Annotated in this window: 13 protein-coding genes; 3 read left to right on the forward strand and 10 right to left on the reverse strand. The window is 64.7% G+C overall.

Annotated elements, in window-relative coordinates; translation table 11 throughout:
- Positions 1 to 4: 4 nt before the first annotated feature.
- The 5 genes from ACB039_RS08905 to ACB039_RS08925 form a co-directional block, all read right to left on the reverse strand.
- The gene (locus tag ACB039_RS08905; RefSeq protein ID WP_371165520.1) at positions 5 to 1,003 is read right to left on the reverse strand and encodes a lipid A deacylase LpxR family protein; all 999 of its coding nucleotides are present in this window, start codon (positions 1,001 to 1,003) and stop codon (positions 5 to 7) included.
- Positions 1,003 to 4,101 (reverse strand): efflux RND transporter permease subunit, encoded by a 3,099-nt coding sequence (locus ACB039_RS08910; RefSeq protein WP_371165521.1) that lies wholly within the window; start codon positions 4,099 to 4,101, stop codon positions 1,003 to 1,005. Before ACB039_RS08910 ends, ACB039_RS08905 begins: the two co-directional genes overlap by 1 nt.
- Positions 4,098 to 5,201 carry an efflux RND transporter periplasmic adaptor subunit gene (locus ACB039_RS08915; protein WP_371165522.1) on the reverse strand — a complete coding sequence of 368 codons (1,104 nt, stop codon included), beginning with the start codon at positions 5,199 to 5,201 and terminating at the stop codon, positions 4,098 to 4,100. The genes ACB039_RS08910 and ACB039_RS08915 overlap by 4 nt, the downstream gene beginning before the upstream one ends.
- Positions 5,202 to 5,613: 412 nt before the next feature.
- Positions 5,614 to 8,532 carry an AAA family ATPase gene (locus ACB039_RS08920; protein WP_371165523.1) on the reverse strand — a complete coding sequence of 973 codons (2,919 nt, stop codon included), beginning with the start codon at positions 8,530 to 8,532 and terminating at the stop codon, positions 5,614 to 5,616.
- A 267-nt stretch (positions 8,533 to 8,799) separates the two neighbouring features.
- Positions 8,800 to 9,327, reverse strand: coding sequence for a glycine zipper 2TM domain-containing protein (locus ACB039_RS08925; protein ID WP_371158269.1), 528 nt, complete (start codon positions 9,325 to 9,327; stop codon positions 8,800 to 8,802).
- A gap of 359 nt (positions 9,328 to 9,686) precedes the next feature.
- Here ACB039_RS08925 and ACB039_RS08930 point away from each other — a divergent pair, with 359 nt between their 5' ends.
- The 3 genes from ACB039_RS08930 to ACB039_RS08940 all read left to right on the forward strand — a co-directional run bounded on the left by ACB039_RS08930 (position 9,687) and on the right by ACB039_RS08940 (position 12,604).
- Positions 9,687 to 11,309 (forward strand): acyl-CoA synthetase, encoded by a 1,623-nt coding sequence (locus ACB039_RS08930; protein ID WP_371165524.1) that lies wholly within the window; start codon positions 9,687 to 9,689, stop codon positions 11,307 to 11,309.
- Between the two features lie 209 nt (positions 11,310 to 11,518).
- Positions 11,519 to 12,217 carry a YafY family protein gene (locus tag ACB039_RS08935; RefSeq protein ID WP_201035492.1) on the forward strand — a complete coding sequence of 233 codons (699 nt, stop codon included), beginning with the start codon at positions 11,519 to 11,521 and terminating at the stop codon, positions 12,215 to 12,217.
- A gap of 66 nt (positions 12,218 to 12,283) precedes the next feature.
- Complete coding sequence (locus ACB039_RS08940; RefSeq protein ID WP_161507167.1) at positions 12,284 to 12,604, forward strand: hypothetical protein; 321 nt, start codon at positions 12,284 to 12,286, stop codon at positions 12,602 to 12,604.
- A 93-nt stretch (positions 12,605 to 12,697) separates the two neighbouring features.
- On the opposite strand, the gene hisIE is transcribed toward ACB039_RS08940, so the two are convergent.
- The 5 genes from hisIE to ACB039_RS08965 form a co-directional block, all read right to left on the reverse strand.
- A complete protein-coding gene (hisIE, locus tag ACB039_RS08945) occupies positions 12,698 to 13,333 on the reverse strand; it encodes a bifunctional phosphoribosyl-AMP cyclohydrolase/phosphoribosyl-ATP diphosphatase HisIE (RefSeq protein WP_371165525.1) in 636 nt (211 codons plus the stop codon).
- Positions 13,326 to 14,099, reverse strand: coding sequence for an imidazole glycerol phosphate synthase subunit HisF (hisF, locus tag ACB039_RS08950; protein ID WP_226172794.1), 774 nt, complete (start codon positions 14,097 to 14,099; stop codon positions 13,326 to 13,328). The genes hisIE and hisF overlap by 8 nt, the downstream gene beginning before the upstream one ends.
- Positions 14,100 to 14,275: 176 nt before the next feature.
- On the reverse strand, positions 14,276 to 18,244 hold the full coding sequence (locus ACB039_RS08955; RefSeq protein ID WP_371165526.1) for a PAS domain S-box protein: 3,969 nt from the start codon (positions 18,242 to 18,244) through the stop codon (positions 14,276 to 14,278).
- A complete protein-coding gene (locus ACB039_RS08960) occupies positions 18,241 to 20,391 on the reverse strand; it encodes a PAS domain S-box protein (protein ID WP_043129922.1) in 2,151 nt (716 codons plus the stop codon). Before ACB039_RS08960 ends, ACB039_RS08955 begins: the two co-directional genes overlap by 4 nt.
- On the reverse strand, positions 20,384 to 21,493 hold the full coding sequence (locus ACB039_RS08965) for a two-component system response regulator (RefSeq protein ID WP_226172800.1): 1,110 nt from the start codon (positions 21,491 to 21,493) through the stop codon (positions 20,384 to 20,386). The genes ACB039_RS08960 and ACB039_RS08965 overlap by 8 nt, the downstream gene beginning before the upstream one ends.
- Positions 21,494 to 21,603 lie beyond the last annotated feature (110 nt).

Genomic DNA, 21,603 nt, shown 5'->3' on the forward strand with positions numbered 1-21,603 from the left:
GCGATTACAGCACCCATGACAGACTCAGGGTGCCGAAGTTGGTCTGCTCTCGCTGGGTGTCGAAGGTCTCGCTGAAAAAGGTGCGGGCGAACCCCAGGGTCAACTTGCCCCGCCGCAAACAGAACCCGAAGGAGCCCATGCCGATGAGGGGCTCGGAATCGACGGAGTGACTGCTGCGAAACAGGGGGCCATCGAGGGGCAGGTAGTGAACGACCCCGTAGGCGCCGCCGCCGCCAAAGAACGAGAGGGACCAGACATCCCGCGGTGCTATCCCGACCGTGGAGGCGGCATTGAGCCCGGAGCGCAAGGCGGTGACCCCCAGGGCATCCACCAGATCCCAGCCTATTTCGCCATAGAGACCAACCCCGGCTCCGGTGAAATAGTTGCCGACCCCGGCGGTGGCCAGGGGCACCAGGCGCCACTCCAGCTCGGCGGCGGTGTGTCCGGCGGCCGCGAGGTGGGCCACCGTGTAGTTGAGGTTGGCGATGGGCTCGTTCGGCAGCTGGGTATCCCAGCCTTGCGGCTTGTCGGCCCCGATCAGCCGATGAAACTCCCGCTGGGTGTCGTCGGCCTGGGAGGCGGGGCCCACCACCCCCAGTTTGAGCTGCCAGGCGTGGCTCCAGTCCCACCTGCGGGCATAGAGGGTGCTGTCGGCCACCAGCACCCCTGAGTAGGGTTGATCATCGGCATCGGGATGGGGCTCTGCGATGTCGTCCGGGGTGTTGATCTCCTGGGCCAGGGCCCAGGAGGCATAAGTGGTGTATCCCTCATCGGCCACGAACGGCAGGAACGACCAGAGCCGGGTCCATTGGCCGAGTGCGCCCGGATCATCGGGGTCTATGTCCCCCGATACCCAGGCGATCCCCACGCCATTGGTGTAGTTGTTGTCAGAGCCGGTAAAGACGTCGTTCTCCACCGTGATGGTCAGGGTGCCATCCGCAGCCTGGCTGGCGCCGCTCAGCAGCAGCCCAGCCAACATCAGCGCAGTGCGTCGCTTGTTCACTATGCTCGCTCCTCTGCGTCAGCGGCCTGCGCCAGGGGGCGCCCGGTCTCCTTGAGCGGGGCGATCCTGAACCAGGCCGCATAGAGGGAGGGCACGAAGAAGATGGTCAGCAGGGTGGCGATGGTCAGCCCCTCCATGATGGCGATGGCCATGGGGCCCCAGAAGACGCTGCGGGTCAGGGGGATCATGGCCAGCACGGTGGCCGCCGCCGTCAGCATCACCGGACGGGCCCGCATCACGGCCGCCTCGACCACGGCGCTCCAGGGATCCCGGCCACTGGCGGTCTCTATCTGGATCTGGTCGATCAGGATCACCGAGTTGCGCATGATCATGCCGCACAGGGCGATGATGCCGAGGATGGCGACGAAGCCCAGGGGCGCCTGGAACAGCAGCAGGGCGGCCACGACCCCGATCATCCCAAGGGGCGCGGTCAGCAGCACCATGGCCATCAGGGAGAAGCTCTGCAGTTGCAGCATCAGGATCAGCAAGATGGTGATCAGCATCACGGGGGCCACGGCGATCAGCGCCTCGTTGGCCTTGTTGCTCTCCTCGACCGCGCCGCCGACGTCGATCCGGTAACCGGAGGGCAGAGTCGCCTCTATCTCCTTGAGCAGGGGGGTGATGGCCTGGGTCACGGAGACCGCCTGGGCACCGTCCACCACGTCGGCCCGCACCGTGATCGCCATGTCGCGATTGCGCCGCCACAGCACAGGCTCTTCCAGCTCATGGCGCACGGTCGCAATCTGCGACAGGGGCACCACAGTGCCCTGGCTCGTGTAGAGGTTGACGTCCTTCAGGGTCTCCACATCCAGTCGCTCCGAAGGAATGGCGCGGGCGACCACGTCGATCAGCTCCTCACCGTCACGCAGCTGGGTCAGGGTCGCCCCCTGCATCAGGGACTGGGTCGCCATCGCCACTTCGGCGGGGGAGAGCCCCAGGGCGCGCACCTTCTCCTGATCGAGTTCGACCCCGAGGGCGCGCACCGGATCGTTCCAGTCGAGCTGGACATCGCGCACCTGGGGATTGCTCGCCACCAGGTGTTCGACCTTGCGGGCGATGGCGCGCACCACCTGAGTGTCGGCGCCGACGATACGGTACTGGATCGGGAAGCCCACCGGCGGGCCGAGTTCGAGGCGGGTGACGCGCACCCAGGCCTGGGGGAACTGCTCGCCCGCCATGGCCATCAGGCGCGAACGCACGCGCTCGCGGGCCTCCAGGTCCCGGGTCATCACCACGAGCTGGGCATAGCCAGGATTGGGCATCTCGGGATCCAGGGAGAGGTAGAAGCGCGGCGCGCCGGCGCCCGTGTAGGCGGTGTAGAAACGCACGTCTTCATCCTTGGCCAGCAGTTGCTCCATCCGCTTTACCTGCTCTGTGGTCGCGGCGAACGAGGCTCCCTCCTTGACACGCAGCTCGACGATGAGTTCGGGCCGCGTGCTGTTGGGGAATAACTGCTGCGGCACCAGCTTGACCGCCAGCACGGCCAGCACCAGGGCCCCGAAGGTGACGCCGATGACCAGCCAGCGGCGCGCGATGGCCTGCTGGATCCAGCCACGCAACTTGCGGTAGCCCTTGCTGTCATAAGGGCCCGTATCCCCATGGTGATGGCCGAGTTGGTCGGGCAGCATCTTGACGGCGAGGTAGGGGGTGAAGAGGCCCGAGCAGAGCCATGAGAAGATCACCGCCACGCCAACGATCCAGAAGATGCCGCCGGCGTACTCGCCGGTGGTGGACTGGGAGAAGCCCACCGGCATGAAGGCGGCGGCGGTGATCAGGGCGCCGGACAGACGGGGCATGGTGGTCGCCTGATAGGAGTAGGAGGCGGCCTTGACCTTGTCCCAGCCCGCTTCCATCTTCACCACCATCATCTCGAGGGCGATGATGGCGTCGTCCACCAGCAGGCCCAGGGCGATGATGAGCGACCCCAGAGAGATCCGCTCCAGATTCCAGCCGGTCCCCAGCATGAAGATGGCGACCATGCACAGCACCAGGGGCACCGTCAGGGCGACCACGATACCGGTGCGCCAGCCCAGGCTCAGCAGGCTGACGATGACGACGATCACCAGGGCCTCCACCAGGGAGCGCTCGAAGTCCCAGACCGCCTCCTTGACCGTGGTGGGTTGGTCGGCGACCTGCTCGAGCTCGACGCCGTAGGGCAGCTCGTTCTGGATCTGTGCGATGACGGTCTCAAGCGCCTCGCCCAGCTGGACTATGTTACCGTCATTGGTCATGGAGAGACCCAGCATCAGCACCTGCTGGCCGTTGTGGCGGATGGTGTAGGTCTGGGGATCTTCATAGCCCCGGCGCACCGTGGTGAAGTCGCCGAGCTTGATCAGGCGCCCCCCTGCGGTAATGGGCAGGTTGCGAATATTGTCGAGATTGCGGAACTGGCCGCTGACCCGCACATAGATACGGTCGGAGGCGGTATCGAGGGAGCCCGCCGGCAGGATGGCGTTCTGGCTCTTGAGGGCCGCCATGATCTGCACCGGCTGGATGCCCAGCGCCGCCAGGCGTTCGTGGGAGAACTCGATGAAGACTTTTTCCGCCTGCTTGCCGAGCAGATCCACCTTCTTGACCATGGGCACCTTGAGCAGGCGGCGCTTGATGATCTCCGACTGATCGGCGAGATCGGCGAGGCTGACCCCATCCCCCTTGATGGCGTACATCAGGCCGTAGACGTCACCAAATTCGTCGTTGAAGAGGGGACCCACGACCCCCTCTGGCAGCTCGAGCTCGAGATCGCTGAACTTCTTGCGCGCCTGGTACCAGGCCTCCTGCTGATCCGCCTTGGAGGTGCCCCCCTTGACGGTGATCAGCATGCCGCCGAAGCCCTGGCGGGCGAAGGTCTTGACCTTCTCGAAGTGATCGAGCTGCTCGAACTTCTTCTCCATGCGGTTGAGCACTTCATCCTGGAGCTGCTGCGCCGTGGCGCCGGGCCAGACCACCATGGCGGTCATGGAGGGTACCGAGAAGTTGGGATCCTCCAGCTGGCCCAGCTTGCCAAAGCCCAGGGTGCCCGCCACCGTGATGAGCAGGATCAGAAACAGCACCACGGCGCGGTGGCTCAGCGCCCACTGGGTGAGGTTGAAGCCGTTCATCGGGTCACTTCCTCACTGGCAGAGGCGGCGGGCAGGGCGACCTTTAGCCCCGGCGCCATCTTCTGCACCCCGGCGGTGACGACGAGGGCCCCCTCGGCGGGACCGGAGACGAGCACCTCGTCGCTGCGATAACCCTGGATGGTCACCTTGACCAGCTTGACGGTGCCTGTATTGCCCTTGCCGTCCTGTTGCACCGTCCACACCGCCGGGGCGCCCTGCTCCTGGGTGAGGGCAGTGGCAGGGAGGGTCGCGACCCGGGTGCCGCCATCGGTGTGCTCGGCGATCAGGGTGGCGGTCGCCCCCAGTGGCAACTGCCGCGGCTCGACCGGCTTGAGACGGGCGCGGTAGGTGCGGGTCTGCGCCGAGGCCTGGGCCGACAGCTCGCGCAGCTCGACCGCAAAATAGCGCTCCGGTTCGGTGGCGAGCGACGCCTTGTAGCGCGCCGCCTTGAATTCGGCCAGCCGGTTCTCGGGAATATCGGCCACGACCTCCGGCTTGCCCTCGTTGGCCAGGGTGACGACGGGTTGACCCGCCGCCACCACCTGGCCTTTCTCCATGTGCAGCGCCGTCACCACGCCGCTGATGGGGGCCCGCAGCAGGGTGTAGTTGACCTGGTTGCGGGCCAGCTCGAACTGGCGAGCCTCGGCCTGCGCCGCCGCCCTGGCGGTGCGCAGGGTGCTGTGGGCCTGCTCCTCGTGGGAGGCGCTGACGGAGCCGTTCTTCTTGAGTGCCTTGAGGCGCAGCCAGTCGGATTCGGCCTGCCAGGCGGCGGCCTTGGCCGCATCCAGGCGCTGGCGGGCGGCCTCCTCGGCGAGCAGATAATCCGCATCATCGAGCACGGCGAGCACATCCCCCTCATTCACTACCTGACCGACATCGACCTTGCGATCCAGCACCTTGCCGCCGATGCGAAAGGCCTGCTCGACCTCATAGCGGGAGGCGACCGAGGCAAAATAGCGCTGGCTGTTGCGCAGGCTGTCGTAGTGCAGTGCGAGGGTGTTCACCGGCCTCAGGGCACTTGTGGAGGGGGCGGGCTCGGAGCATGCGCAGAGCAGTGCTGTGAGCGTGGCGGCGCTGGCCGCGGTGACGAAGCGTTTCACGACAATTCCTCGTTGGTTGGCAGAGATGGGGTCATTTCGCCGGGAGGCGAGTGGACGCTGGCTCGCACGCCGCCAGGCCGGAGCAAGGGTGCGGCGCACCGCCATCCTCGTCGGACACAGTGCCGGCAGTGAAGGGGGCTGGAGACAGGGTCACGCTCGCGTCATCCATGGTGCGAAACAGGATGGTCAGCGTAGCAAGGCGCGCCCCGTCAGGGGTCAGGAAGCGGTCAGGCTTTGGTCGGAAATGGGTCAGGCCCCTTTTCGCCGGCCGCGGGAGTCAGCGTCGGCCCATGACGCGGGGTGGCCGCCGGGGGACGCGGGTCGCCCCCCGGCAGTAAGGTTATGGCCATGGCGGGCTCTGGGGGGAAGAGTAGAGGTTGGGTGAGGCCGCGTGACGGCCGGCACCCGGGGATCATCTGGCGGTTGGCCCGCAGGCGAGAAGGCGGCTTGCCTGGGCGAGGAGGGGGGTATCCCCCGCCTCGGCGAGCTGGGCCGTCAGGGCGGCGAGGGTGTCCCACTCGGCCCGGGTCGGGGTCTGGTATGTGCACAGGGTGACCAGCGCCAGCAAGGCCAGCCAGGGGGTGCCCTGGGCCTGGGCTTCCTCGAACGCCTGACGGGCCGAGGTGGCGGCGCCCAGGGTATCGCCGGCGGCCTGTGCGATCGCCCCCTGGATCAGCAGCAGTTGTGGCAGGGCAATGCGTTCACCGTGGCGCCGCACCAGGGCGAATGCCTGATCCAGCTGTTCCCGCGCCTGGCGCCACTCTCGTTGCAGCACCAGGGCCTCGGCGAGGTAGCCCAGGGTCTCGCTGCCCCCAGACAGCATCCCCAGTGCCCGGTTATCCAGGTAGGCTTGGCGGATCTGGTGCGCCCCCTCCCGGGGTCGGCCCCACTGAGTGTCAGCCCAGCCCTGGAACCAGCGGCAGGGCGCCTGGCCCTGGGCGAGGGCAAACTCATCGACCAGGGTGCGCATCTCGCCGGCCAGGGCTGCCACCCTTGCCACATCGCCGCGCCGGATCCCGCACAGGGCATCGCACCAGAGGGTGATCATCAGCGCCATCGGCTGGGCCAGCCGGTGGGCGCGGGCATAGGCCTGTGCCAGGCGCTCCCGGGCCTGGGCAAACAGGCCGAGCTGGGCGAGGGAGAGGCTCAGCAGGGCCAGTACCGTCGCCTGCGGATCGGCGATAAAGCCTATGAGGCCGTGCTCGGCCCCGGCCTGAGCCTGCTCGAGCAGCGGCAGGGCCCGCTCCAGGGTCTCTCTGGCCGCGCCATGGTGGCCCTGCATCATGAGCGCCTGGCCCTGCACGGTGCAGGCGGCCAGGATCAGCAGGGGATCCGCCTGGGCGGCGGCGAGGGCGCGCGCGCGGGCGGCGACGGCCAGTGCCTCGGGGTATTCGGCGCGCAGCGCATGGAGGAAACCCAGACCATGGAGCGCCAGGCCGGCCATGGGGTGAGCCGGCACCTCGGCCAGCCGGTCGGCGGCCCGCTGGTAGGCAAGGAGGGCTTCCTCCCCGGCCCCCAGGGTATGGAAGGCGGCCGCGCCGCGCAGGGTGGCGAGGGTGATCTCCAGGGCGTGGCGTGACGCGCTCTCGGGGAGCTGCTCGATGAGGGTCAACCCCCGGGCGGTCAGGCTCATGCACTCGGCGGGGCAGAGATGAAGCAGGGCAGCCTCGGCGGCCTCGGCATAGTACCCAAGGGCGGTGATGGGGGCATGGCCAAGGTCGAAATGCATGGCCAGCTCGGCGGCGGTCACCTCCTGGCCACCGGCGCGCAGCGCCTCCAGGGTGCTCCCTATCTTGCCGTGCAGCGCCCCGCGCAGGGGGGCTGAGAGGCCATCATAGAGGCGCTGGCGAAACAGTTGATGGCGAAACAGGACGCAGCGGCTGGCCCCTTCGGCTGGCTCGCTCGGGGCGGACGCCATCAACCAGAGTCGCTCCCGGATCAGCGCCTCGCACCGCTGCGCCATCTCCATCAGGCCGCAATCGAGCACCAACGCCAGGGCGTCGACCTGGACCCGAGTACCCAGCACGGCGGCAGCGGCGAGCAACTGGCGCCGCTGCTCGGGGAGTCTGGCCACATGGTGATCGATCAGGGCGCCCAGGCTCTCGGGCAGCACCCGGCGAACCAGGCTGGCGGGCTCGGTGTCGTCCCCATGAGTCGTCCGGCTCATCACCTCGGTGGCGAGGGCGGCGACGAACAGCGGGACGCCGCCGGTGCGTTCATGGAGGGCGAGGGCAAGCCCGGGGGCGGCCATCATGGCCGGCATCCGTTCGCTCACATAGGTCGCCACCTCCTGCGGGCTGAAGGGGAGCAGCCCTATCTCCTCACTCAGCCCCTGCCCGAGCAGCGCCTGCCTGAGGGCGTGGAGCGGATGATCGGTGGCGAGGGGCTCGTCCGGTCTGACGCTGCCCAGCCACATCAGGCGGCTGTGACCGGGTCGGCGGGCGAGGTAGTCGATGAGCTGGAGGGTCGAGGGATCGCCCCAGTGCAGATCTTCGGTGATCAGCAGCAGCGGCCGCCGTTCGGTGTAGCGATCCAGAAACTCGCTCATCTCCCGCAGCATGCGCTGGGGATGGGCGCCGACCAGTTCATGCAGCAAGGTCTCGCGCTGCGTCGGGGCGCAGAGCCAGGGCAGTTGCAGCAGCCAGGTCGGGGCCACGCTGCGCAGCAGCGAGACCGCCTCCTCATTGCGGCGGCAGAGTTCGGCGATGGCTTCCAGCACTGGCAGATAGGGCTCACCCGCCCCGTGCAACTGCACGCATTGCCCCCGTACCCAGAGGGCATGGGGGATCCCGGCGCAAAAGTGGGCGATCAGGGTCGACTTGCCGATCCCCGGTTCTCCCGCGACCCAGACGATGGCACGCAGACCCTGAGCGGCCCGCTGCCAGGCCTCTTGCAAGCGTGCCAGCGCCTCCCCTCGGCCGACAAACATCCCCAAAGGGACCCCTTGTTGCCGGATTGGAAGCGCCCTGATGGCGGGGGGGCAATCGCTCTGCTGGGACTGCAGCGGGCAGATGAAGCGGTAGCCGCGGCGCGGGAGGGTCTCAATGAAGCTGGGCTGACGGGGATCGTCCCCCAGCAGGGTCCTAAGATCGCTGATGGCCCCCTTGAGGACGGAGGCGCTCACGAAACGGTGGCCCCATACCCTGTCGAGCAACTCATCCTTGGTCAGCAGTTGGCCATGCTCGCGGACCAGGGTGCAGAGCAGGTTGAACGGGATGGGGGAGAGAGGAACCGCGTGGCCATGGCGCAGCAGCCGCGCATTTCGCTCATCTAGTTCGAAGTCGCCAAAGCGGACATGCAATAGGGGCGATGTACTTGATATCTTTGACATATTCAAACCGTTATACCGCAGGCTGGCAATCGGAAACATCTTAGTCAGCCGGTTGTCGTGGTCAAGATAAAACGCAAACAGGGTGAGTATAGGAGGAATGGGGTGGGTCAAGCGCGAGAAAGGGGATCTTATGAAACCTATTTCGTTGAATTATCAGGGTTTTCCACATGACTCTTCACATGGATGGCCGCCGGGATCCCGCCACCATGAAAAAAGCCCACCTCGTCGGGTGGGCCTTCTCCATGGCAGGGCGCTCCTAACGGAGAATCAACCCTGCACGTTGCTCAGTACCAGCTTGCCATCCTTGACCGGGATGGTGGGGCCGGGTTGTTTCTCCATGCGGATCACCCCTTCCTGACCGGCGAGGCGGTAGGTGACGTCATAGCCCAGGGTGCGGGTGCTGCTATCCTGTACCGTCTTGCAGCGCTGTTCCGTGGTGGTGTAGGTGTCCCCGGCCTGCATGTTGCCCTGCACCTGGTTGCCCGCATAGCCGCCGGCGACGGCACCCGCGGCGGTGGCGACCTTCTTGCCGCTGCCGCCACCAAACTGGTGGCCCACCACGCCCCCGAGGGCCGCGCCGACCACTGTGCCCAGGATCTTGTGTTCATCCTGCACCGGCTTGCGGTGGGTGACGGTGACGTTGCGACACTCCTGGCGCGGCGTTTTGATAGTTTCGGTCACCGGTTTGCTGGCCAGCACCTCGGCAAACTGGGGCTCTGATGAAAACAGGGATCCGCTGGCTGCCGCCGACAATGCCAGCGCAGAGGCAATACCGATCCCGACACCTGCCAACATGGATTTGTTCATCTCTTTAACTCCTGTCTACTGTGATTGCCCGCTCTCGGGGCCTGTGAACATTCTTGTCATTTTGCTGCCCCCACTCAAGCAAAGGGGCCCGGGTCTGCGACAAGGCCTGACTGCGCAAAAAATGACCGCGGCAAAAAGGCGTCTGTGTTTGGCGACAAAAGAGAGGGCGGTCTGAGGGCGCAGACCAGCAGCCGTGGGGCCGGGCCTGCCTAAGACGTTTTGCTAATACCTGCCCCCAGAGCCCCTTGATACCCTTGCATTCAGTACCAGAAAGCCGCCGCCGGCACGATGCCAGGGCGCGTTCACGGCTGCACCGCCGCTTTGCACCCCGATGAGGAAGGAACCCGATGACAAGCCAGAACATCTACGAGACAGGTCTTGAGAAAACCGCTGCCAATTTCGAGGCACTGACCCCCTTGAGCTTTCTGGCCCGGGCGGCTCGGGTCTACCCCGACTACCCGGCGTTGGTCCACGGTCCCTTGCGCCAGAGCTGGGCCCAGACCGAGGTGCGATGCCGCCGGCTCGCCTCGGCCCTGCGCCGCCGCGGCATCGGTGAGGGGGATACGGTCTCTGTCGTCGCCCCCAATGTGCCGGCCATGTTCGAGGCTCACTTCGGGGTGCCCATGATCGGCGCCGTGCTCAACACCATCAATACCCGGCTCGATGCACAGTCCATGGCCTTCATCTTTCAGCACGCCCAGAGCAGGGTGGTGCTGGTGGACAGGGAGTTTGGTGCCGTGGTGCGCAAGGCGCTCTCCCTGATCGAGCGCCAGCCCCTGGTGATCGCCATCGACGATCCCCTCTTTCGGGAGGGGGAGCTTGTCGGCGAGCTGACCTACGAGGCCTTCGTCGCCACGGGGGATGAGCTGGAGCCAGGCTGGCTGCCGGCGGACGAGTGGCAGGCGATTTCGCTCAACTACACCTCGGGCACCACGGGCAACCCCAAGGGGGTGGTCTATCACCATCGCGGCGCCCATCTCAATGCCATCAACAACGTGCTCTCCTGGGAGCTGCCCAAGCACCCCGTCTATCTGTGGACCCTGCCGATGTTTCACTGCAACGGCTGGTGCTTCCCCTGGACTCTGGCGGCGACCGCCGGGGTGAGCGTCTGCCTGCGCCACGTGCAGGCGGGCGCCATCTATGAGGCGCTGCACGAACACAGGGTGAGCCACTTTTGCGCCGCCCCCATCGTCCTCAACATGCTCAACAATGCCGATCCTGCGCTAAAACTGGGGCTCAGTCATCCCATCAAGGCGATGACGGCGGGGGCGGCGCCGCCCGCCACCGTGATCGCCGGCATGGAGGCCATGGGGATCGCCGTGACCCACGTCTATGGCCTCACCGAAACCTATGGCCCCTGCGTGGTGTGCGAGCCCCAGCGAAACTGGCAGGGACAGGATGCCACGGCGCTCTCGCGGCTCAAGGCGCGCCAGGGGGTGGCCTCGCCGCTGCAGGGGGAGATGCGGGTGGCCAACCCCGTCAGCGGCGAGCCGGTACCCCGGGATGGCAAGACCCTGGGGGAGATATTTCTGCGCGGCAACATCGTCATGAAGGGCTACCTCAAGAACCCGGCGGCGAGCGAAGAGGCGATGGCGGAGGGCTGGTTTCGAAGCGGGGATCTGGCGGTCTGGCACCCGGACGGCTACGTGGAGATCAAGGACAGATCCAAGGACATCATCATCTCCGGCGGGGAAAACATCTCCAGCCTGGAGGTGGAGGACGTGCTCTATCGCCACCCGGACGTGGACGAGGCCGCGGTGATCGCCATGCCGGACGAGAAGTGGGGGGAGGTGCCCTGCGCCTTTGTGAAGCTCAAAGAGGGCCGGGTGCTCAGCCAGGCGGAGCTGATCGCGTTCTGCCGCGAGCAGATGGCTCACTTCAAGGTCCCCAAGCGCATCATCTTCACCCCCCTGCCCAAGACCTCCACCGGCAAGGTGCAAAAATTTATGCTGCGCCAGCAGTTGGAGTGACCCAGGTGGAGTCGTCATCCAATCAACGGGCCCAAGGGCCCGTTCTGCTTTTCGCGGCCTCTGGGGACGAGGCTCTGCCGAGAGCGGCCGGGGCAGGTAAAGGCTACTGGCCAACAAAGCGTGCCTTTCGAGCCCATCCCGGCTTACCATGCCCTCCACGTCCCGCTGGCCTGAGGATGCCCGTGAGAAAATCGGATCGACTGTTCCAATTGACCAACCTGTTGCGGGCTCACCAGCCCCTGACCGCCCGCGAGCTGGCGACGCGTCTGTGTGTCTCTGAGCGCACCATCTACCGCTATATGGACGATCTCTCCCTGGCGGGTATCCCGGTTTACGGTGAAGCCGGGCTGGGTTATCGGCTGAGTGAAGGTTTCGAGATGGCGCCCTTGCAGTTGAGTGCTGCCGAACTGGAAGCCCTCATCACCGGGGTGAATCTGGTGGCAGTGCTGACCGGCAAGGGGATGGCCGACCCGGCGCGATCCCTGCTCGCCAAGATAGAGGCTGCCCTGCCAGCAAAGGACGTCCAGGCGACTCGCGACCCCGTGGTGCGGGTGCCGGACTATCGTACGGAGCATCCGGTATACGCTCGCTGGGACAGGTTGCACGACGCCATCACGGCCGGGCACTGGCTGGAAATAGGCTACCAGGATGCCAAGGCCAGCAGGACAGGGCGCCATCTCTATCCTCTGGGGCTCTTTTACTGGGGTGGATGCTGGACACTTGGCGCCTGGTGCGCGCTGCGTCGAGCCTACCGGGATTTCAGGGTGGATCGCATCGATACCCTGGCGTTGTGCCGCCAGGGGGAAAGCGCTCCCCCCGGTGTGACCCTGGCCGATTACCTTGCCCTGCGACAGTCGGATGCATTCGCTGCTGAGGATGTTGACGGTAAGAAAGCCATTGGGGACTGACACAAGGCTGTCAGTAGCCCTTCGTTATGCTGGTTTCTCCAGACCATCCACAACGGAGAGAACTAGATGATCATCAATGGCGACATGCAGGGGACAGGGGGTGTCGAGTTTGCCACCTTCAGGCTCAGGAAAGGGGTGACGGAGGCGGATCTGCTTGCTCTGTCACGACGGGTCGAGTCCGAGTTTCTTGTCCAGCAATCCGAGCTCATCGTGCACTGCCTGCTGCGCGGCGCCGACGGCCTCTATGCCGACCTGGTGATGGCGCCCAGCCAGTCACTGGTCGAAGCCTATTGCCAGCAGTGGTTGCACAATGAGGTGGCAGGGGAGTATCTGACTCTGCTTGACCGCAACTCGGTGAACATGAGCTTCTGGACCCGCATCGGCTGAAAGAAACGCTGAGCCTGCCATCACCTGGCAGGGTGGCGACCATGAAATGAAACGGGCCCCTGAGGGCCCGTTTTGTCGAGATGAGTTCAACGATTACTTGGTGTGGCGCTCATAAAGGCGCTGCACCACATCTTTCAAACCCAGCCCTTCGTTTTGCAGCAGCACTGTCAGGTGGTAGAGCAGATCTGCGGATTCGTTGATGAGCTCTTCCCTGTCTTTCGCCATGGCGGCCAGGGCCACTTCCACCCCCTCTTCACCCACCTTCTGGGCGATGCGCTTGGTGCCTTTGCCATAGAGGCTGGCGGTGTAGCTGGTGGCCGGGTCGGCCCCCTTGCGTGATGCCAGGATCTGCTCGAGCTCGGCGAGGAAGCCGAGCGGTGGCAGTGGGTGACCGTCGAAGCAGGACGGGGTGCCCAGATGGCAGGTGGGGCCGACCGGGTCGGCGGCGATCAGCAGGGAGTCCTGATCGCAGTCGGTGGTGATGGCGACCAGTTTGAGCACATGGCCCGAGCTCTCGCCCTTGGTCCACAGGCGCTGCTTGCTGCGGCTGAAGAAGGTGACCTGGCTGGTGGTTTGGGTCTTTTCCAGGGCCTCGCGGGTCATGAAGCCCTGCATCAGCACTTCGCCGCTCGCGGCATGCTGGACGATGGCGGGGATCATGCCGTCACACTTGTCCCAGTCCAGGCGCTCGGCGAGGGGCAATGCATTGTCTACTGCTTGATTATTCACGGATGGCGACTCCTTCGTTTTTCAGCCAGCGTTTCAATTCGGGAATGGGGATAAGGCCCTTGTGGAATACGGACGCCGCCAGGGCGCCGTCCACGTCGGCAAGGGTAAAGGCATCGCGAAAATGTTCCATGGCCCCGGCGCCGCCGGAGGCAATCAGCGGCACCTTGCAGATGGCCCGCACCAGTTTGAGCTGCTCAAGGTCATAGCCCTGGCGCATGCCGTCCTGGTTCATCACATTGAGCACGATTTCGCCGGCGCCGCGTTGTTGCACTTCCTTGACCCACTCCAGGGTGGTCCAGCTGGTGGTGCGGGTGCGGCTCTCGTCACCGGTGAACTGCTTGACCTGATACTCGCCGCTCTGCGCGTCGAAATAGGAGTCGATGCCCACCACCACGCACTGCACGCCGAAGCGCTCCGCCAACCGGGTGATCAGGGTGGGATCGGCCAGGGCCGGGGAGTTGATGGAGACCTTGTCGGCACCGAATTCCAGGATCTGGCGGGCATCCTCCACGCTCTTGATGCCGCCGGCGACGCAGAAGGGGATGTCGATGACCTCGGCCACCCGGCTCACCCAGCTCTTGTCCACCACACGGGCGTCACTCGAGGCTGTGATGTCATAGAACACCAGCTCGTCGGCACCCTCCTCGGCGTAGCGGCGGGCGAGCTCGACGATGCCGCCCATCACCTCGTGGTTGCGAAACTGCACGCCCTTGACCACCACGCCATCTTTGACGTCGAGGCAGGGGATAATACGCTTTGACAGCATGCTCATTGCTCCATGTAAAGCACAGTTAAAAAAACATCGTTCTGCCGGTGATGCAGGATCAGGCGGCGAACGGAAAAGCGGTTGGCATGCTTTCACTGCAGGATCCTGAGCGGGAAACGGCGCGCTCATCGGGCGGCGCGGCCCCGGGGGAACCAACACTATATGCATGACTTTATTCAGTGATTCAACCCTTTGTCTCCCTTCACCGGGCCCGGGGGCAGCGAAGGGCCATCGGTGAGTGAGGGTACGGCCTCAGCTTGGGGCTCATATGCGCCCTCGCATTGGCGAAGGGTGAGCAGGGCGCCGTCGAAGTCAAATGTCTTCAACTGCCTGGCCAGGGTCTCGCTGCGTGGCCCGAGCATGAGCCGCAAGGGGGCGGCATACTGCTCGAACAGCGGGATCACGGCGGTATCGCTTTGCACCAGCAATGCCTCCATCTGGTGGCGCAGCGCCCGTTGCCACTGGCTGCCAAGGGGGATGAGCTCCGCCGCGTGGGCGGGCACCTCCTCCCCCAACCGGTCGTGCAGGGCAGTCAAGGCCCCGTCAATGGCCGCCATCAGGGCGGTCGGCTCAGGGTCATCCCCCGCGAGTGTTTGCTCCAGCTGCAGGCATTGCTGCGCGAGATCCACCATCCCAAGGGTGCTCGCGACCCCGCGCAGGGTGTGAACCAGCCGGGTAGCGCTCGTTTTATCCCCCGTTTGCAGGTGACGGCCGAGCAGGGTCATGTCCTGGCCATGCTCGCTGGCGAAGTAGCGCAGCAGCGCGATGTATTTGTCCTGATTGCCCTGCAGTGCCGTCAGCCCTTGCTGCAGGTCCAGCCCGTGGAAGCTCTGCAGGTGGGCGAGGGGGCCTGCCTGCATGTCGTGGGACAGCGCCTGATGCTCGGGCTCCACCATCCCGTTGCTCGGCAGCCAGCGCTGCAGGGCCTCAAACAACTTGGCAGGGGTGACGGGTTTGGTGATGAAATCGTTCATGCCGGCAGATTCACATGCCTTTCGGTCTTCCTCAAAGGCACTCGCCGTCAGGGCGAGGATAGGAAGCAGCTCCCGGCCGGGCAGGGTACGGATGGCGCGCGTGGCATCGTAACCATCCATCACCGGCATCTGTATGTCCATCAGGATGAGATCGAAGGCGTGCTGGCGGACGCGCTCCAGCGCCTCCTGGCCATTGACGGCGGTCTCGATGACGAGGCCGCTGTTGCAAAGCAGCTCCAGCACCACTTCGCGGTTGATGGCGTTGTCTTCCACCAGCAGTACCCGGGCGTGGTGAGGGAAGTAGGTCTGCGTCACGCTCTGCACGAGCGGGCTCGGCTGCGGCACTTCCCCCTGACCTGCCGAGAGCGCGGCGGTAAACCAGAAACAGCTCCCCTGGCCAAGGGTGCTGCTGACGCCAGCCTCCCCCCCCATCAGGGCGGCGAGCCGGCTGGTGATGGCGAGTCCGAGGCCGGTGCCGCCGTATTTGCGGGTGGTGGAGACATCGGCCTGCTCGAACGCCTGGAACAGCTTCTCGCGCTGCTCCGGACTGATACCGATACCGGTGTCCTCCACCTCGAAGCGCAGCAGGTAACCGCTGGCGAGTGGACGCGCCACCCGCACCCGCAGGGTGACCGCCCCCTGTTCGGTGAACTTGATGGCATTGGCTGCATAGTTGAGCAGTGCCTGGCGCAGGCGGGTAATGTCGCCATGGACCCAGGTGGGCGAGTCTCCCATATCGACCATGATGGTGAGCCCCTTGGTGCGGGCCTGCTCGCTCACCAGGGCACTGACGTTGTCCAGCATGGCGGTGAGGGAGAAGTCGCCCTGCTCGAGCGCCATCTTGCCCGCATCGATCTTGGAGAGATCCAGGATGTCATTGATGATGGTGAGCAGGTGCTGGGCGGCGTGATCGATCTTCTCCAGCCGCTCGTGCTGGGTGCTGTCCGGAGTGTCGCGTTTGAGCAGGTAGGTCAGCCCCAGGATGGCGTTCATGGGGGTGCGGATCTCGTGACTCATGTTGGCCAGGAAGGCGCTCTTGGCACGGTTGGCGCTCTCGGCTCTCTGATGGGCCTGGGCCAGTTGCAGGGTGCGCTCATCGACCATCTCCTCCAAGTGGTAGCGATACTGATCGAGCTCCTCGCCGAGCTGCTTTTTCTCGGTGATGTCGGCTTGTACCGCCACATAGTGGGTCACGATCCCGCTCTCCTGGCGGATGGGGGAGACAGTGGCCAGCACCTGATAGTGGGAGCCGTCTTTTCGCCGGTTGATGAACTCTCCATGCCAGCGTTGACCCTGATTAATCGCATCCCGCAGGGCGATATAGGTCGCCCTGGGGGTGAGGCCGGAGCGCAGCAGGGCGGGGGTCTGGCCGATGACCTCGTCCTGCCGGTAGCCACTGATGGCCAGAAAGGCCGCGTTGACATACTCGATGCGCGCCTGGGTATCCGTGATGAAGACACCATCCGGGCTCTGCTCCAAGGCCAGGGAGAGTTGGCGCAACTGCTGCTCGGCCTGCTTGCGCTCGGTGATGTCAAGATGGATGCCGAGCAGGCGCAACGGACGCTGGCGGGCATCCCGATAGACGCTGCCCTTGCTCACCAGCCAGCGCATGTCACCGTCTGGCAGCAGGATCCGGAATTCTATCTCGAAGGGTTTGTCGCTGGCCGACAGCTCAGCCAGCAAGGGGTCGATACGGGGTCTGTCGTCCGGGTGCAGGCAAGCCTGCCAGGCGTGAAACGTCGCGAGTTGCTCGGTGGTGCGGCCATAGAGGTGGGCGCATTCCGGGGAGAAAAAGAGGCGATCATTGACCATGTCCCACTCCCAGATCCCGACGTGGGCGCCCTCCTGAGCCATCAGCAACCGTTGCTCGCTCTCGCGCAGGGCGCTGCTGATGGACTCGGCTCGGACCCTGGCACTGATGGCATCGTCCATCAGGTTCAGTGCCGCCAGGCGGGCGCGGCGCTGGGTATCGAGGGCCGTCTGCTGATTGTGCAGCAACTGCTGCTCGGTCAGCTTGCGCTCCGTGATGTCCTGCACAGTGCCATAGAGCTCGACGATATGGCCGTCACCGTCCCGCAAGGCCGCGCCACGGGCGATGACCCAGACGGCGTTCCCCTGCTCGTTGATGACGCTGGCATCACATTCATAGGGCAACCCATCACGCAGGCAGCGCTCGACGGACTGGGAGATGGTGTGCCAGCCCTCCTGGGTGAAGTATTTTTTCACCTCGGGATAGACGGCAGGGGGCAGGGCGGGGTCACGCCCATAGATGCGATAGATCTCCGGCGACCAGAAATGGTTGTCGTCGTCGATGCGCCAACGCCAGTTGCCAATCTTGGCCAGTCGCTGGGATTCCCGCAGGATCCCCTCGTTGCGACGCAGGGCCTCCTCGGTCTCCTTGTTCTGTTGATTGTCCTCGATGATGGAAATGAAGTAATCGGGCTCGCCCTCGAGATCCCTGACCAGGGCTACCGTCAGGGTTGTCCAGATGACGTCACCCCTCTTGTGCAGATAGCGCTTTTCCAGGGTGTAATGGGGCAACTCGCCTGCCAGCATCCGGGCCACATAGTGTTGGTCAATCAAGAGATCGTCCGGGTGGGTGATCTGCTGGAAGCTCATGCCCATGAGCTCATCGGCGTGGTAGCCCAGTATGTCGCACAAGCGCTGATTGACCCGCAGCCAGCACCCATCGGGAGAGACCAGGGCGATACCGACCGCAGCCTGCTCGAAGGTAGCCTGGAAGCGATTTTCGCTTTGTTGCAGGCGAGATTGGGTGCTAATCAGCTCCTGCCAGCGCTGGATCTCCCGGGCGCGGGAGTTGTGGATGGCGGCGCTGAGCAGGCTGACGAGGATGCCGTTGGCGATCAGGATCCCCCACTGTACGAGATCCTGACCGGTTGCCACGGTCAGCTCATAGACCGGGGGCAGCAGGAAATAGGCGGTGGCCAGGGCACTGATCAGGGTACAGAGCAGGCCTGGCAGCAAGCCCCCCAGCAGGGCGCAGATGATGATGGGTAGCATGAAGAGCACCAGCAGCGGCCGCTCGCCAAAGGCGATGGGTAGCTGGACCCGGATCTGCAACATCAGGATGGGCAGTAGCAGGGCCAGCAGGCAGACGCCCCAGCGCTGGGTGGAGGGGCGGACGAGCCATAGTTGCGGTCGGTTCATCATGGATGCTCCTCCGGCGGCATGGGAGCCTGGGGGTAGGGCGGTGCCAGCCCGAGCTGGCGCGAGAGTGTGTTGATCTGGTGCTTTAGGGTCAGCATGGCGAGTTCTCTGTCCACCATCACCTTGTTGAAACGCTCGAGCTCCTCGTTTTGCTGGCGCAGCTCCATGGCTTGATGTGTCAAGGCCTGCTCGACCTGTTCCCGCTCGGTGACATCGAGCAAGAGCCCGAGCAGGGCGGGTTGACCGCGATAGTCGACACGCCGCCCGTACAGCTCCACCTCCAGGGTCTGACTGCCGTGGTGCAAGGCGCTGAAGCGGGTATGGATGTCGCCGCCCTCCTGCTCGCAGTGCAGCACCAGCTCGGCCACCCGGTCGCTGTCCTCTGGGCTTGCCAGGGCTTGCAGGGTGCCGACGCCGAGCAGTGCGCCGGGCGAGTCATAGCCAAACAGGTGGGCAAAACAGGGGTTGATGTAGCAGAGTTTGCCCTGCTGGATGATGTAGATGCCGGCGAGCGATTGCTCGACCAGGGCGCGAAACAGCCCCTCCCGCTCCCGCAGGTCTGCCTCGGCACGCTTGAAGCCCGTGATGTCGCGGGAGATGCCGAAGATGCCGATCACCTGACCGTCGTTGTCTTGCAGCGGCCCCTTGGTGGCGAGGAACACCCGATCGCCACCGGGCAGGGTCAGGTACTCCTCCTCGGTTTGCACCCGGTTGTTCTCGATCACCCGATGGCCTGCCTCCATCAGCATCTTGGCCTGCTCGGGCGGGAAGATGGCCATGTCATCCTGGCCCAGCATCTCGGCGGCCGGTTTGCCCACGAACTGGCTGGCGGCGCGATTGAACAGTATGTATCTGCCCTCTCTGTCCTTGGCAAAGATGGCATCTTCCGAGCTGTCGGCGATGGCGGAGAGCAGCTGCAATGCCTGCAGCCGTTGCGTCTGGGAATGACGGATCTGTTCAGCCATCAGCAGTCGGGTGTGCTGGCGCAGCAAGATGATGCCGGCGTTGGTGACGAAGAGCACCAGCAAGGTGATGAGACCGATCCAGATGCTCTCTTTGAAACTGGCCTGGTTGAGCTCGGCCTTGTCTATCTTGGTCAGCAGGAACCAATCCGTACCCGCGACCGGATAGACGACGCCAAAGGCCGCTATGCCTTGATAATCCATACCGGAAAGCACCCCGGGTTTTCGTTGTCCGGTCTCAAGGCGCAGATACTGGGCCGCCAACAGGGTGCTGTGATGGAGCGGAAGCTGCAGGCGCAGGGCCGAGTCGGGGCGATAGCGCAGGTCACTCAGATACTGCACCTGGTCTGCGTGCTGGCGAAACAGCGTGGCTTCGCCACTGCTGTCGGGGATGGGCCAGGGGTTGAGGATCTGGTTTACCCAGTGGCTGCCGCTTATCTGCAGCACTATGATGGGCGCCGGCTCCGCCGCCGTGGCCAGGGGCGTCAGGAAGTCGAACCTGGTTTGGCCCTGTTCATCCAGATAAGGCCCGACCCTGAGCACCTTGCCTGCTGTCGCCCGTGTCAGGGCATCGCGCAACGTGGCATTCATGATGCTCGCCCCCGGAGTCTGCCACAGGGCCTGGCCGGTCCGGTCGAAGAGGGCCGCGCCATCGAATCCCCGCACCGAGATGAACTCGATCAGCCGCTGGGTCTGTTCATCGGATGGCCTGTCCCTCTGCCCGGAGAGAGAGAGGGCACCATAACTCGGGTTGTCGAGGATCTGACGAAGATCCTGTTCCCGGTTGCCCAGCCACTCGGTGATGCGCCTGCTCTTGAGATCGGCGATGGTTTCAAGTCGGGCGACCTCCTTGTCCCGGGTCAACCCGATGTTCTGGGCGATGGCCATGATAGCCAGGGCCAGAATGAGGCTGTTGAGCAATAGGATGGGCAGCCACTGGCGCCCGGAGAGCCGGGGACTGGCCGTGGACTGATTGATGCGGCGGCGCAGCATGACATAGAGCATGAGCGCGGTGATGAGGATAAAGAGCCAGCCCTTGATGGTGCTGGCCAGGGCGAATTGGGCCGGGGTGCTGAAGAGCCACTCCACCGCCTTGTCCGACAGCAGGATCCACAGACTTGCCACGGCGGCATAGGTGAGTACCACGTTGAGCACGTGGGCTCGGGTCAGGGGAGACTGCTCAGCCATGGGGTGCCTCGGCGCCATCCTGATAACGCTCGGCGATGATGACGAACTGCTCGAAGTGGCTGTCAAAGGCCGCCACCACGTCAGGGTCAAAATGCTGACCGCTGCCGGAGAGGATCAGGGCGCGGGCCTCCTCATAGGACATGGCCGGTTTGTAGACCCGGACGTTGATAAGGGCGTCAAACACATCTGCCAGCGCCATCAGCCTGGCCGAGAGAGGGATGGCATCGCCCTGCAGGCCGTCCGGGTAGCCGCTGCCGTCCCATTTCTCGTGGTGCCAGTGGGCTATCTCCTTGGCCAGGGTGAGGAAGGCCAATGGTTGCTCTATATCCTGCTCGGCCTCCTCGATGGCATCGCTGCCGAGTTTGGCGTGGGTACGCATGGTCTGCCACTCCTCGGGGGTCAGCTTGCCCGGTTTGAGCAAGATATGGTCGGGAATGCCGACCTTGCCGATGTCGTGCAGGGGGGCCGAGCGACTCAGCAGATCTATGTAACGAGGCGTCAGGGTGTCGCTAAAGCGGGGGTGGCTGGCCAGGGCGCTCGCCAGCAACCTTACGTAGGCCTGGGTACGCAGGATGTGATTGCCGGTTTCGGGATCGCGGATCTCCGCCAGATGGGCCAGCGCCCGGATGGAGACTTGCTGGATCAGATCGTTCTCCGTCATCCGGCGCGCCACCTCGGCCTCCAGGGCCGCATTCTGATCTTGCAGACCATCCCGGGCCTGCTTGGCCTCCAGCTGGGTGCGCACCCGCGCCTGGACGATGGCGGGTTTGATGGGTTTGGTGATGTAGTCGGCGGCGCCGAGCGACAGGCCGTACTCTTCGCTCTGGAGATCGGCGAGGGCGGTGAGCAGCACCACAGGGATGCGGCGGGTGTCGGGGTTGATGCGCAGATGCTTGAGCACCTCATAGCCGTCCATGCCGGGCATCATCACATCCAGCAGGATGAGATCCGGCCTCGTCTTGCCGCTCGCAATACGCAGGCACTTCTCCCCGCTCTGGGCGGCGAGCACCCGATAACTGGGAGAGAGCAACTCGGTCAGCACCATCAGGTTCTCGGGAGAGTCATCGACGATGAGGATGGTGGCACAGTGAGATGTGAACATAAGCCTTCCGTGACGTTATCTCGATGAGACCGAGTATAGAGTCAATTGCTTCCAGATTATAAGGACTTGCCGCTGGCTCCCGGCAGAAGAGGTGCCTGTTCCGGCGCTGA

The organism is Aeromonas sp. S2(2024) (genome assembly GCF_041402505.1).
In the GTDB taxonomy this organism is placed as follows: Bacteria; Pseudomonadota; Gammaproteobacteria; order Enterobacterales; family Aeromonadaceae; genus Aeromonas; species Aeromonas media.